At 68.9% G+C, this 13224-nt stretch carries 13 protein-coding genes; 10 read left to right on the plus strand and 3 right to left on the minus strand.

The features are described 5' to 3' along the window. Window positions 1–2: 2 nt before the first annotated feature. Window positions 3–737 (minus strand): SCO1664 family protein, encoded by a 735-nt coding sequence (locus tag LDO14_RS09450; protein ID WP_223995032.1) that lies wholly within the window; start codon window positions 735–737, stop codon window positions 3–5. Between the two features lie 25 nt (window positions 738–762). Next, window positions 763–1395, minus strand: coding sequence for an MSMEG_4193 family putative phosphomutase (locus LDO14_RS09455; protein ID WP_018770996.1), 633 nt, complete (start codon window positions 1393–1395; stop codon window positions 763–765). 159 nt (window positions 1396–1554) lie between these two features. On the opposite strand from LDO14_RS09455, the gene LDO14_RS09460 reads away from it, so the two are divergent. From LDO14_RS09460 to LDO14_RS09500, 9 genes are all read left to right on the plus strand, one after another. After that, window positions 1555–2943 carry a sigma 54-interacting transcriptional regulator gene (locus LDO14_RS09460; protein ID WP_018770995.1) on the plus strand — a complete coding sequence of 463 codons (1389 nt, stop codon included), beginning with the start codon at window positions 1555–1557 and terminating at the stop codon, window positions 2941–2943. 14 nt (window positions 2944–2957) lie between these two features. Then, a complete protein-coding gene (locus LDO14_RS09465) occupies window positions 2958–4958 on the plus strand; it encodes a VWA domain-containing protein (RefSeq protein WP_223995034.1) in 2001 nt (666 codons plus the stop codon). An 83-nt stretch (window positions 4959–5041) separates the two neighbouring features. Next, window positions 5042–5650 carry a dihydrofolate reductase family protein gene (locus LDO14_RS09470; protein WP_056390802.1) on the plus strand — a complete coding sequence of 203 codons (609 nt, stop codon included), beginning with the start codon at window positions 5042–5044 and terminating at the stop codon, window positions 5648–5650. Window positions 5651–5711: 61 nt separating this feature from the next. Beyond that, window positions 5712–6650 carry a 5'-3' exonuclease gene (locus LDO14_RS09475; protein WP_223995036.1) on the plus strand — a complete coding sequence of 313 codons (939 nt, stop codon included), beginning with the start codon at window positions 5712–5714 and terminating at the stop codon, window positions 6648–6650. A gap of 210 nt (window positions 6651–6860) precedes the next feature. Beyond that, window positions 6861–7376: a flavin reductase family protein gene (locus LDO14_RS09480; RefSeq protein WP_018770991.1), complete on the plus strand. Its 516-nt coding sequence runs from the start codon at window positions 6861–6863 to the stop codon at window positions 7374–7376. Window positions 7377–7515: 139 nt separating this feature from the next. Continuing rightward, window positions 7516–7818 carry a hypothetical protein gene (locus tag LDO14_RS09485; protein ID WP_223995038.1) on the plus strand — a complete coding sequence of 101 codons (303 nt, stop codon included), beginning with the start codon at window positions 7516–7518 and terminating at the stop codon, window positions 7816–7818. Then, window positions 7808–8416, plus strand: coding sequence for a hypothetical protein (locus LDO14_RS09490; protein ID WP_223995040.1), 609 nt, complete (start codon window positions 7808–7810; stop codon window positions 8414–8416). Before LDO14_RS09485 ends, LDO14_RS09490 begins: the two co-directional genes overlap by 11 nt. A 42-nt stretch (window positions 8417–8458) precedes the next feature. Beyond that, window positions 8459–11080, plus strand: a complete 2622-nt coding sequence (gene hrpB / locus LDO14_RS09495; protein ID WP_223995042.1) for an ATP-dependent helicase HrpB — start codon at window positions 8459–8461, stop codon at window positions 11078–11080. A 150-nt stretch (window positions 11081–11230) separates the two neighbouring features. Then, the gene (locus LDO14_RS09500; RefSeq protein ID WP_018770987.1) at window positions 11231–11377 is read left to right on the plus strand and encodes a hypothetical protein; all 147 of its coding nucleotides are present in this window, start codon (window positions 11231–11233) and stop codon (window positions 11375–11377) included. 5 nt (window positions 11378–11382) lie between these two features. Here LDO14_RS09500 and LDO14_RS09505 read toward each other — a convergent pair whose 3' ends face one another. Next, window positions 11383–12060 (minus strand): alpha/beta family hydrolase, encoded by a 678-nt coding sequence (locus LDO14_RS09505; protein WP_018770986.1) that lies wholly within the window; start codon window positions 12058–12060, stop codon window positions 11383–11385. Window positions 12061–12127: 67 nt separating this feature from the next. Here LDO14_RS09505 and ligD point away from each other — a divergent pair, with 67 nt between their 5' ends. Continuing rightward, on the plus strand, window positions 12128–13165 hold the full coding sequence (ligD, locus tag LDO14_RS09510) for a non-homologous end-joining DNA ligase (RefSeq protein WP_223995044.1): 1038 nt from the start codon (window positions 12128–12130) through the stop codon (window positions 13163–13165). Window positions 13166–13224: the final 59 nt, after the last annotated feature.

A 13224-nucleotide genomic window follows, 5' to 3' on the forward strand; every position in this document is an offset into this window, starting at 1 on the left:
ACTCAGATCAAGGGCCACGGGTAGCGCATGCCCGTGTGGTCAACGGGAAGTACCTTGTCCTGAAGCACGCGCTGGACGCGCCGCCGGAGGGCTGCCACTTCGGCGTGGTCGAGGAGCCCGGCCACATCGGCAGGCACCGTGGTGGCCAGGGGACTGATGTCCTCAAGCAGGTCGTCCGGAATGGGGTCGCCGGCGAAGTCCCAGATCACGGTGCGCAGCTTGAACGCGGCAGAGAAACACAGGCCGTGGTCGATTCCCCAGATGCGGCCGTCAGTGCTGCGCAGTACGTGCCCACTCTTCCGGTCCGTATTGTTTGCCACGTAGTCGAACAGGGCGATCCGGGCCAACGCGGCGTGGGTCCCGGGCGAGTCGGCGTAGAGGGTGAAGTAGTGCTCCTTGAGGTCCCCTTCGACGAACCACTGCAGGGAGCCCACCCCAAGCGGCGCGTCCGATCGGACAACTGTTGGCGGAACGATGCCCCACCCCAGTGCTTCGCTGAGCAGATAGGCTGCGCGTTCCCGACGGTACAGGCCGGCGTCGAAATCCGCGAGCGGCCGTTCCCCGGCTTCGGGCTTGTAGACCGCCCAGGCGGACTCATCCGCGCAGGAAACCTCCACCAGGAAGGTGGCGTTGCTGCCGCTCATGATGCGGCCCAGCAGTTCCACGCGGCCCTCGTTAAGGAGGGTCAGTTCCCGGCCGGACACCGCATGCCCCGTGCGGCCGCGTCCCGCGGCCATCCATCCGATGACACTCCGCACGGCATCACGGCGACCTCAGCCCGCTCAGGGGTTCCGACGTCGAATTCACCGTGAGCACGGCCGGCGCCCGGCCGTCCACGTAGGAAATCGCGGAGACCGACGCCGGGCTGATCATGATCCGCTGGAAAAGGTCCAGATGGGTGCCCAAGGCGTGGGCCACGGCCGCCTTGATGGGGTCCGCGTGGGAGAAGCACACCACCACGCCGCCCCGGTGGGCTGCGCGAAGGTTCTCCAGGGTGCCGACCATCCGGGCCTGCATCCCGGAAAAGCCCTCTCCGTTGGGGAACCGGAAGGCCGACGGATTGTGCTGGACGGTCTGCCACTCCGGCAGGCCCGCAAGGCCGGCGAGCGCGGCGCCGGTCCAGTCACCGAAGTCGCACTCCAGAAGTCCGGGTTCTTCCGTCACCGCCATGCTTGTCCGTGCCGCCGCAGGTTCCGCGGTTTCCTTTGCACGCTCCAGGGGCGAGGAGTAGATGGCCTGGATGGGCAGGCCGGAAAGGCGTTCGGCAACAGCGTCCGCCTGGGCACGGCCGCGCTCGGAAAGGTGCAGTCCCGGGGCCCTGCCGGGCAGGACAGTACCCGTGGTGGGTGTTTCGCCGTGCCGCACCAGGAGGATCAACGTACTCTCAGCAGTCATCAGCAACCAGCCTAACGCCCCGCTGCCTGCCTGCGCCCCGCCGGCACGGGCCGGGACGCCGGCTGGCTCCCTTGGCCGGCCACGCGGCATCGTCACGCTGCTTCGAGGAATCTGGAGGAAACTCTCGATTAGCCGCAGGGCGGGGACTACCGTAGAGGGGTGACTGATCGCCCCGATATCTTTACCGTTGGTGAACTGCGTGCGGCAGGCCATGTCCACAAGGACCTGCGCCACGAGATCCGCGACAATCTCCTCGCATCCCTGGCTGCGGGGCGCGACCCCTGGCCGGGTTTGTACGGCTTCGGCCGGACCGTGATTCCGCAGCTGGAGCGGGCCCTGATTGCGGGGCATGACATTGTCCTGCTGGGTGAACGGGGGCAGGGCAAGACCCGCCTGCTCCGTACCCTGGCCGGGTTGCTGGACGAGTGGTCGCCGGTGATCGAGGATTCGGAGCTGAACGAACACCCCTTTGAACCGATTACCGAACAGTCCCGCGCCCGGGCCCTGACCGAAGGGGACCGGCTCCGGATCGCCTGGCGTCACCGGTCCGAGCGCTACGTGGAAAAGCTCGCGACGCCGGATACCTCGGTGGCCGACCTGGTTGGCGACGTGGACCCGATGCGCGTCGCCGAAGGCCGCCGCCTGGGAGACCCCGAGACCATCCACTACGGGCTCATTCCCCGCTCGAACCGCGGCATCATCGCCATCAACGAACTGCCGGACCTGGCCGAGCGCATCCAGGTGGCGATGCTCAACGTCATGGAGGAACGCGACATCCAGATCCGCGGCTACGTCCTGCGGCTGCCGCTGGACGTGCTGGTGGTCGCGTCCGCCAACCCGGAGGATTACACCAACCGGGGCCGGATCATCACCCCTTTGAAGGACCGCTTCGGCGCCGAGATCCGGACCCATTACCCAATTGAACTGGAGGACGAGGTCTCGGTCATCCGGCAGGAGGGCCGGCTGGTGGCGGACGTTCCTCCCTTCATCCTGGAGATCCTGGCCCGCTATACCCGGGCGCTGCGGCAGTCTCCGGCCATCAACCAAACATCCGGCGTCTCCGCCCGGTTCGCCATCGCGGGGGCAGAGACGGTGGCCGCGGCCGCGCTGCGGAGGTCAAGCCTGCGGGGCGAGGACCAGGCCGTGGCCCGGATCATTGACCTGGAGCCCGCCGTGGAAGTCCTGACCGGCAAGCTTGAGTTCGAATCGGGCGAGGAAGGACGCGAACAGGGCGTCCTGGACCACCTCCTGCGCACGGCCACCGCCGAAGCTGTCAGGGCGCACTTCCAGGGCCTGGACATGGGTCCGCTCGTGGCTGCCCTGGACGGCCACCGGACCGTCACCACCGGGGAGCAGGTCACGGCGAAGGAGTTCCTCGGCAACCTCCCGGCCCTGAACGGATCAGGCCTGTATGACGAAATCGGCCGGCGCCTGGGTGCGACGAATGACGGGCAGCGGGCAGCCGCCGTCGAACTGGCGCTTGAAGGCCTGTACCTCGGACGGCGGATCTCCAAGGAATCCGACGACGAGGAAACCATTTACGGCTAGGCACGGGAGGCACCATGGCCATCCACAAGCGGTCCGCAAGGTACGGCCGGTACACCGGCGGTCCGGACCCGCTGGCCCCGCCGGTTGACCTGGCGGAGGCGCTCGAAGCCGTCGCCCAGGACGTGATGGAAGGCTACTCGCCCCGCCATGCCCTGCAGGAGTTCCTGCGGCGCGGCGGCCGGAACCGCGACGGACTGGACGATCTCGCCCGGCGCGTCCAGCAGCGGCGCCGTGATCTGCTCGGCCGCCACCGGCTGGACGGCACCCTGGATGAAGTGAAGAAACTCCTGGACACCGCCATCCTGGAGGAGCGCAAGCAGCTGGCACGGGACGCCATGATGGACAACACCGACCGCGCCTTCCGCGAGATGCAGCTGCAGAACCTGCCGCCCTCCACAGCGGCGGCCGTCAACGAGCTTGCGTCCTACGACTGGCAGTCAAGCGCGGCCAGGGAAGCGTACGACCGGATCAAGGACCTGCTGGGCCGGGAGGTCCTGGAACAGCGGTTCGCCGGCATGAAGCAGGCTCTGGAAAGCGCCACTGATGAGGACCGCGAGGCAGTCAACGAAATGCTCCGGGACCTCAATGTGCTGCTGGGCAAACACCGGCGGGGCGAGGACACGGAAGCCGATTTCCAGGAGTTCATGGCCAGGCACGGCCAGTTCTTTCCGGAGAATCCGCAATCGGTCGAGGAACTGGTGGATGCCCTGGCACAACGGGCCGCCGCAGCCCAGCGGCTCCTGCAGTCCACGTCCCCGGAACAGCGTGAGGAGCTGATGCGGTTGTCGGCGCAGGCCTTCGGCTCTCCTGAGCTGATGGCCCAGCTCAGCGAGCTCGACGCCACCCTGCAGGCGCTGCGTCCCGGGGAGGACTGGACGGGATCGGAACGCTTCGAAGGACAGGAAGGCCTGGGGCTGGGTGACGGGACAGGTGTCCTGCAGGACATCGCCGAGCTTGACGAACTGTCTGAGCAACTGTCCCAGTCCTACAACGGCTCCCGGCTTGATGACCTGGACCTTGATGCCCTTGCCCGCCAGCTGGGCGAGAACGCAGCCGTGAGTGCGCGCACGCTTGCCGAGATCGAGCGCGCCATGCAGGACGGCGGCTACCTGCGGCGCGGTGCCGACGGCGACCTGCGGCTGTCACCGCAGGCAATGCGCAGGCTGGGGAAATCACTGCTGCGGGACACCGCCAGGCAGCTCTCCGGGCGCCAGGGGAACCGTGACACCAGGGTGGCCGGGGCCGCCGGGGAACAAACGGGTTCCAGCCGCCAATGGGAGTTCGGGGACGCCGAGCCCTGGGACGTTACCCGCACCATGACCAACGCCATCCGGCGCACCATGGCCGACGGCGGCGATCCGGCCCGCGGACTGCGGCTCGCCGTCGGCGACATCGAAGTGAGCGAGACCGAGGCCCGTACCCAGGCCGCCGTTGTCCTGCTGGTGGATGTTTCCTTCTCCATGGCTGCCGAGGGGCGGTGGGTTCCCATGAAGCGGACCGCGCTGGCACTGCACCACCTGGTCTCCACCCGGTTCCGCGGCGACAGGCTGCAGCTGATCACGTTCGGCCGCTACGCGCAGTCAATGGACATCGGGGAACTCACGGCCCTGCCGGCCCTCCGCGAACAGGGCACCAACCTGCACCACGGCCTGCTGCTGGCGGGGCGCTTTTTCCGCCGGCACCCCTCCATGCAGCCCGTGCTGCTGGTGGTCACCGACGGCGAACCGACGGCGCACCTGCTGCCGGACGGGGACTCCTGGTTCAACTGGCCGCCGGACGCCGGGACCATCCGCGCCACCGTTGCCGAACTGGACCGGCTTGGCCGTTCGGGCGTCCAGACCACGTTCTTCCGCCTGGGCAACGACCCCGGCCTGGAGCGCTTCATCCGGCGGATGGCGCAGCGCGTTGACGGCAGGGTCGTGGCGCCGGAGGTGGGGGACCTGGGTGCCGCGGTGGTGGGGGAGTACCTCCGGGCGCACGTCCGCAGCGCCTACGCCGACGGCGACTGGTTCTGACCGGTTCTGCGGTCCGGGCTGGTCCGTGAGTCCGGGTCACTGGTCCCTTGCCGGGCTTCGCGGGCGGGAATACCATGGCCGCCATGAGCCAGTTGATGGTGGACATGATCATCACCTTGGACGGCTTCGCCTCGGGCGAGGGATGGCCTGGCTGGTGGGGCCTGGAAGGTCCTGAATATCTGGCCTGGCTGCAGCAGGAGGCCGGAGGGGACCGTACCTACCTGATGGGGGCCAACACCTACCGCCTCATGTCGGGGATGTCGGAAGATGCTGCCGCCGGGGGCACGGGATATTCGCAGGACGAAAGCACCTCCCTGACGGGTCTTGCCGCCGTTCCCAAAGTGGTGTTCTCCTCCAGCCTGGCCGCACCCCTCCGCTGGCCGAACTCCGAACTGGTGGCCGGGGACGCGGTCGAGGCCGTCCGGCAGATGAAGCGGACCCACGACGAACTCTTAAGCACCCTCGGCAGCCTCAGCCTCTGCCGTTCCCTGGTGGCAGCGGGTCTAGTGGACCGGTTCCGGCTGGTCGTCTTCCCCCTGATCACCGGGCGTACCGGACGTGAACGCATCTATGACGGCTATCCGGACGTCGCCCTGGAGATGGTGGACAGCAGGATTTTCGACGGACGCCTGCAGCTGCTCGAGTACATCCCCCGCGTCATCGACCGCCCGCCGCTCACCGGCGAACCGTAACACCCTCGGCAACAGCCAGCGGCTGCTGCCCAGGCGGCCGATTCCGTGTCAGGATCAAGGTATGCCCCGGCGACTCATGCTGCTCGATACTGCCTCCCTGTACTTCCGCGCCTTTTACGGCCTGCCGGACAGCATCCGCCGCCCGGACGGAACGCCGGTCAACGCGGTCCGCGGGTTGCTGGACATGATCGCCAGGCTCAGCACCGAGTATCACGCCACCCACCTCGTGGCCTGCTGGGACGACGACTGGCGGCCGCAGTGGCGGGTGGACCTGATCCCCACCTACAAGGCCCACCGGGTGGCCGAGGCAGTTTCCGGCGGCGCCGACATCGAGGTGGTTCCGGAGGGCCTCCAGGCGCAGCTGCCGATGATCCGCCGCGTGCTGGAGCTGGCCGGCATCGCCATTGTGGGCGCGGCACACCACGAGGCCGACGACGTCGTTGGCACCTATGCGAGCCATGCCGGCTTCCCGGTGGACGTGGTCACGGGTGACCGCGACCTCTTCCAGGTGTGCGACGACGAACGGGCTGTCCGGGTGATTTACACCGCCCGCGGCATGAAGAACCTCGAAGTCATCACGGAAGAAACCGTGGTGGCCAAATACAAGGTGCTGCCCCAGCAGTATGCCGACTACGCCACACTCCGCGGAGACGCCTCCGACGGCCTGCCCGGAGTGGCGGGCATCGGCGAGAAGACGGCAGCGTCGCTGCTGCTGAAGTACGGAACCCTCGAAGGGTTGCTGGCGGCTGCTGACGAGCCGGGCACGGGCGTGTCGGCACCTGTCCGGGCCAAGCTCTCCGCTGCCTCCGCGTACCTGGAAGCAGCCCCTGCCGTCGTACGCCTGGTGCGGAACCTGGAGCTTCCCACCCTGGACCAGGCGGGCGCCCGCCTGCAGCCCGTCACGGGCGACCGGCGCGCGGAACTGGAGCAGCTGGGCGTCGAGTGGAACCTGGGCGGCTCGGTCCGCCGGCTGCTGGCCGCGCTGGACCTGCGGCCTTAACCGGGGCCGTCCCGACCGGCCAGTGCTGGTTACGTCCTTCTGTTGCGTCAAACAACGACACGTCAGCGTCCCTGAAGCCACGCGCCGATGACGCCGGAAGTACGGGCATGACAATTCGTTTCGCCGCGGGTCGGTGCGTTTCAGGCGGCTTGAATGAGCCGATTTGCTGATGGTTTGGTGAGGTAACGATCCAGATGAGAGGCCATTTCCATGACAGTCACTTCAGATCTTGCTCCGCGCCGGCTCCGGGACATTTTCGGCACGTTTGCCAGCGGCCTGACCATCATTACGGGTTCCACCCCCGATGGGCCCACCGGGTTCACCTGCCAGTCCTTCGCATCCCTTTCGTTGGAGCCGGCGCTGGTCACCTTCAGCCCGGCGCGGACATCGACCACCTGGCCTGCACTGAGAAGGGCCGGGTCCTTCACCATCAACATCCTTCCGGCCGAACACCAGCACCTCGCGGGCCAGTTCGCGCGCTCGGGGACGGACAAGTTCGCCGGCGTCAGCCACGCATCCTCGCCCCTGGGGAACCCGGTGCTGGATGACGCGCTCGCCTGGCTGGACTGCGAACTCCATGCAGAATACGACGGCGGCGACCACACCATTGCGGTGGCTGCCGTGCGGCACCTCAGTGCCCGGAACGACGCCGAACCCCTGCTGTTCTTCAAGGGCCGGTATGCAGGACTCGCCCCCGCGGAGCGCCTGCTCGAAGCGGCCGGCTGACTGGCGCGCCCAATCCACCGGGCATTGCCGATGCCCCCCGGGACCCCGCCTCCCTGCCCTTGCTTTAGCTCCATCCAGTAGTAAGCTTGCTGAGCATTACTAGTAAGCTTGCTGATTAAATGGGATGGGAGCAGGAGCTATGGGCGCAATTTTCGGTACGGCCCTGTCACTGGTGCTGACCGTTGGCGGTGCGGCGGTGGCGGCAGAACGCGGCCCGGGAGCCGCACAGCACTATCTGGCCGGGCACGTGCTCCTCGGAGTGGGGATCGGCCTGTTGTTCGCCACCGCACTGCGCTTCGGCATCCGGTATCTCCTGGCCCGGCCAGGATCCCAGCGGCGGAGCGCTCCCGTGGCACCCCCGGCAGCGGAGCTCGCCTCCGTGACTGTACTCCCCGTCCGGACCGCCTCCTCAGTCCCGCTGCGGGGCAGGCATGCCGCTTGAGGCGCAGGCACCGGCGGACCCGGTGCTGACTCCTGAGCAACGCGCACCGCATCCCGCACCCCGGCGTCGCCGCGGAGTCCGTGCCCTGATGCTCCTGTGCTGCGCCGTCGTTGCGGCGGCGCTGGTTGCCGGCGCCTCCGGCATCCGTTCCGGGGATGCAGACGAAAACGTCCTGCGCGGTTTCCAGATCCGGGTGCTGAGTATCAGCCAGGCCGCCGCCGAGAACAGGATGGATGGGGCGCTGGCTGCCCTGCAGGCCCTCGAGAAGGACCTGGGCGATGCGGCAGCAAATGGCCGGCTTTCGGCATCGCGGTACCGGAGCATCGAGAATGCACTGTCGGTGGTCCGGACAGATCTCGCCACGCAGGTGGCAGCAGCCTCCGCGGCAGCATCCCCTGACACAGCGCCGGGCGCCGTTTCGCCAGACCCTGCCCTTGCCGGCACCGGGCAGAACCAAGCCGCTCCCGTGGAACCCGCCGTTCCGGCCGTCGCTCCGGCGCCGGTCCCGGAAGACTCCGCTCCGCAGGCCCCCGGGCCGGAGCATCAGGACACCGCGAAGGAAGCCAAAGGCAAGGGCAAAGGCCAGGGCAAGCCCTGACCGCAGCGGCAAACAGCTCCCCGGCCAAGGGAGAATGGATGGATGAATCCTCCTGAGGGCCGCCCCGCCGCCGACGCCTTCGACCTCCGGGCGCTCGGTGCCGGACTCGCCTTCGAAGGATCCCTTTCCGCTTTGCGGGAGGCACTGGGAAGTGATGGTATCCCGGGTGCCGCCGTTGTGCAGGCACCGCCGGGAACGGGAAAGACCACCCTCGTACCGCCCCTGCTGGCGAACCTTCACGGCCGGCGGGGCCGCGTTGTCGTCACCCAGCCGCGGCGGGTTGCCGCCCGTGCCGCCGCCCGGCGCCTTTCTGCGCTCGACCGCAGCCGGATGGCTGGCCGCGTGGGCTACACCGTCCGCGGGGAACGCCAGGCGGGCCCGGACACCCTGATTGAGTTCGTCACCCCGGGCATCCTGTTGCGACGCCTGCTGGCAGATCCCGGGCTGGAGGGCACTGCCGCCGTCGTCCTGGATGAAGTGCACGAGCGGGGACTGGAAACAGACCTCCTGGTCGGCATGCTCGCTGAGGTCCGTGCGCTGCGCGGCGACCTCGCCGTCGTCGCCATGTCCGCAACCCTGGACGCGCCCCGGTTCGCAGCCCTGCTGGGGGATGACGAGGGCGCCGGGCCCGCACCCGTCGTCGACTGCCCCTCCGTCAACCATCCACTGGACGTGCAGTGGCTCCCGGCGCCCGCCGCCCGGCTGGACGCGAGGGGAGTGGCGCGCACCTTCCTGGATTATGTGGCCACGTCAGCCGCGGACGCCCATGAACGTGCCGTTGCGGCCGACGGGTCCGTGGACGCGCTCGTGTTCCTGCCAGGGGCCAGGGAGGTCTCGCACGTTGCAGCGGTCCTGCGCAGCCGGCTGGGCAGCAGTGTTGACGTGCTGGAACTTCACGGCCAGGTGGGGACAGCCGAGCAGGACAGGGCAGTGGCGGGGCGTGGTCCCGGGGACCTCCCGCGGATCATCGTCTCGACCGATCTTGCCGAGTCCTCCCTGACAGTGCCCGGCGTCCGGCTGGTCATAGACTCCGGACTGGCCCGGGAACCGCGGCGGGACGCAGGCCGCGGCATGAGCGGGCTGGTTACCGTGTCCTGTTCCAGGGCGTCAGCCGACCAGCGGGCCGGGCGTGCCGCACGGCAAGGCCCGGGGACGGTGGTCCGCTGCTACTCGCAGCACGCATATGGTGCCGCTCCCGCCCACGTGACGCCGGAAATCAAGGTGGCGGACCTGACCGGCGCCGCCCTGACCCTTGCCTGCTGGGGCGCGCCCCGGGGGAAGGGGATTGCCTTGCCGGACGCACCGCCCGGCCAGGCAATGGATGACGCCGTCGAGGTGCTCCGGGAGTTGGGCGCAGTGTCCGGTGACGGCAACGTGACTGCAACGGGCCGCGCCCTTGCCGGCATCCCCGCCGATCCACGGCTTGCCCGGGCATTGCTCGACGGCGGCACCTCCACCGGACACCGGTTCGCCGCCGGGGTGGTAGCCGCGCTCTCCGGGGACCACCGCGCACCCGGAGCGGACCTGACCCGCCTGCTGGCCCAGCTCAAAGCCGACACAGGCCCGGCCGGAAGGCGCTGGGCGGACGAGTCCAGGCGGCTGGGCGCCCTGGCGGGTCGGCAACAGGACGGCGCCACGGCCCCTCCCGCCATCCTTGCCGCTGGAAACGAAGCTGCGGGCGCCGTCGTCGCGCTCGCCTTTCCCGACCGCGTGGCCCGCCGCGTGCCCGGCAGCGACGGCGCCGGACAGTACCTGCTGACGTCCGGGACCAGGGCAGGGCTGCCGGCAGGCAGCACGTTGTCAGGCCACGAGTGGCTGGCCGTGGCCGACGTGTCCCGCGCCGAGGGAAGGGACGCGGCCGGTACGGGCGCCGTGATCCGCGCCGCAGCCCCCATCACCCTTGGCATTGCCGAAGCGGCGGCGTCCCACCTGCTGTCCGACAGTGTGGACGCGGAATTCAGCGGCGGCCGGCTGAGCGCGCGCAGGACCAGGCGGCTGGGAGCGGTCGTACTCTCCGTAACCCCCGTGCGCCCCACCGCCGAACAGGGCAGGAGGGCCGTGCAAGCCGCGCTGCGGTCAAGCGGCCTTGGCGCCCTGTCGTGGTCGACGGCGGCGGCCTCCTTGCGGCGCCGCCTCGCCTTCCTGCACCGCGAGGTGGGGGCGCCGTGGCCTGATGTGTCGGACGGGGCGTTGCTTGGGCGGCTGGAAGAGTGGCTGGGGCCCGAGCTGGAAGACCTGGCGGCCGGGAAACCGGTCACCTCAATCGACCTGGCCCACCCCCTGCGCCGGCTGCTGCCCTGGCCCGAAGCGGCCCGGCTGGACGAGCTTGCGCCGGAAAACCTGGAGGTCCCCAGCGGCTCCCGCGTCAGGATCGACTACCCGGAACCAGGTGGGGACTCCGCCGCGCCCGTGGTGGCGGTGAAACTGCAGGAGTGTTTCGGGCTGGTTGAATCCCCGCGCCTGGCGGGCGGCCGTGTCCCGGTCCTGTTCCACCTGCTGTCCCCGGCCCGCAGGCCGCTGGCGGTCACCGGCGACCTCACATCGTTCTGGTCCGGCCCGTACACCCAGGTGCGCGCCGAAATGCGGGGCCGCTACCCCAGGCATCCCTGGCCGGAGGACCCCTGGTCGGCTCCCGCCACGGCACGGACCAACAAGCGGAACTGAAACCACGTCCGATTCTTTCCGGCCGGGGAAGGCTGCGTGAGAACTCCGATACACAGCCGAAACGTCGCGTCGACGTGCTGAAACATGCCTTCCCTACGCTCTTAAGTACGCGGACAACGTGGTCCGCATTCCCCTACGGAAGGACACACCATGTTTCTCTTGAACAGCCTCAACCTCCTGCTGGACGGCCGACGCAGTGAGGCCGGCGGGTCCCGCAACACCGACACCGGCACGTTCCCGGAAGGCCGGCTCACCTCCGCCGCCTGGGAAGGCTGGTGGCACGAGGACGCTGCCTAGCAGCGTCAGCCGTGCCCGGCGATGAACTCCGCCACCGGAAGCGCCAGCGACGCACCCACCTCATCGGCGGGGCGCTTGTTTCCCGCCACGGCAAAGGAGTGGTCACCGCCCTCCACCCACTGCAGGACCGCGTTGGATCCAATCCGGGCCACGACGCCCGCCAGGATGTCGGGCGTGGCAAACGTGTCGCGCGTTCCCTGCAGGAACAGCATCGGCGCCGTGATCCCGTACAGGTGCTCATCCCGGAGTTTCTCCTGCTTGCCGGGGGCATGCAGCGGGTAGCCGAGGTACACCAGGCCTGTGGCCTCCATGCCGTCGGCAACGGCCATGGACGCCATCCTGCCGCCGAACGACTTGCCCGCCGCCCAGACGGGGCCGCTGTCGCCGTTGGCCTCCGCCTGGGCGCGGGCTGTGTCCATGGCGGCCCGCCAGGCGGCGATGGCAGCCGGAGGGCGGTCGGGGAACTTCCGCCCTGCCTCCAGGTACGGGAAATTGAAGCGCAGGGTGGCCAGGCCCAGCCCGTTCAGGGCGTCGCTGAAGCCGCGGAGGAACGGATGGTCCTTGCCGGCACCGGCACCATGCGCCACCACCACGGTGGCGGTGGGCTTCCCGGGACGGGCGTAGACGGCGGAAAACGAGGCGTCACCGACGGCGACCATGAGCTGCTGATCGGATGAGGGCATGGCTCCATCATGCCGGAGGCCGGCGGATATGCCGGTGTCTGCCGGCGGCCGGGTGTACGTTGTCCCCATGGCGAGCGAACAGACCACCATCACTGTCCCGGGTCCCAACGGCGAGCGCGAAATGCGCATCTCCAGCCCCAGCCGCGTCCTCTGGCCGGACCTGGGCCTGACCAAGCTGGACCTCGCCAGGTATATCTGCGACGTGGGGGAGGCATTCATCGCCGCCAACGGGGACCGGCCCGTGTCCCTCCAGCGGTACTCGGACAACATCGAAGGCGAGATGTTCTTCTCAAAGAACCCGCCAAAAGGCACGCCGGACTTCATCAGGTCCGTCAAGGTGGTGTATCCGAGCGCCAGGTCCCACCCCCAGCTGGTCCTTGACGAACCGGCAGCTGCCGTCTGGGCCGTACAGATGAACACCGTGGTCTTCCACCCCTGGCCCTCCCGGGCGGAGAACACGGACAACCCGGACCAGCTGCGGATCGACCTTGACCCGCAGCCGGGCACGGACTTCGACGACGCCGTTCCCGCCGCCTTGGTGCTGAAGGACGTCCTCGCCGAGGCAGGCCTCACCTGCTTCATCAAAACGTCCGGCAACCGCGGCCTGCACGTTTACGCACCCGTCGAACCAACACGCGAATTCCTGGACGTCCGGCACGCGGTCATCGCCGCTGCCCGGGAAGTGGAGCGCCGGATCCCGGACAAAGTAACCACGGCGTGGTGGAAGGAAGAACGCGGCCAACGGGTGTTCCTGGACTTCAACCAGGCCAACCGCGACCGCACCATCGCCGGCGCCTACAGCCCGCGGGCCCTGCCGCACGCCCCCGTGTCCTGCCCCATCACCTGGGAGGAACTGGAACACGCGGATCCAAAGAACTTCACCATCCTCACGGTTCCGGAACGGTTGAAGACGGTGGGAGACCCCTGGGCTGGCTTCAACGCCAAGCCCGGGAACATCGACACGCTGCTGGAATGGTGGGACCGCGACTGCAAAGCCGGCCTGGGGGAGATGCCCTTCCCGCCGGACTACCCCAAGATGCCGGGCGAACCGCCCCGGGTCCAGCCCAGCCGGGCGAAAAAGCAGACTGACGCCAACAACGACTGACCCGCGCCCTCCAAAACGGGGCACTTTGGCACGGACACGGCGGCCGCCGTCGGAAATTA

The sequence above is a fragment of the Arthrobacter sp. NicSoilB11 genome (assembly GCF_019977375.1).
GTDB lineage: Bacteria > Actinomycetota > Actinomycetes > Actinomycetales > Micrococcaceae > Arthrobacter.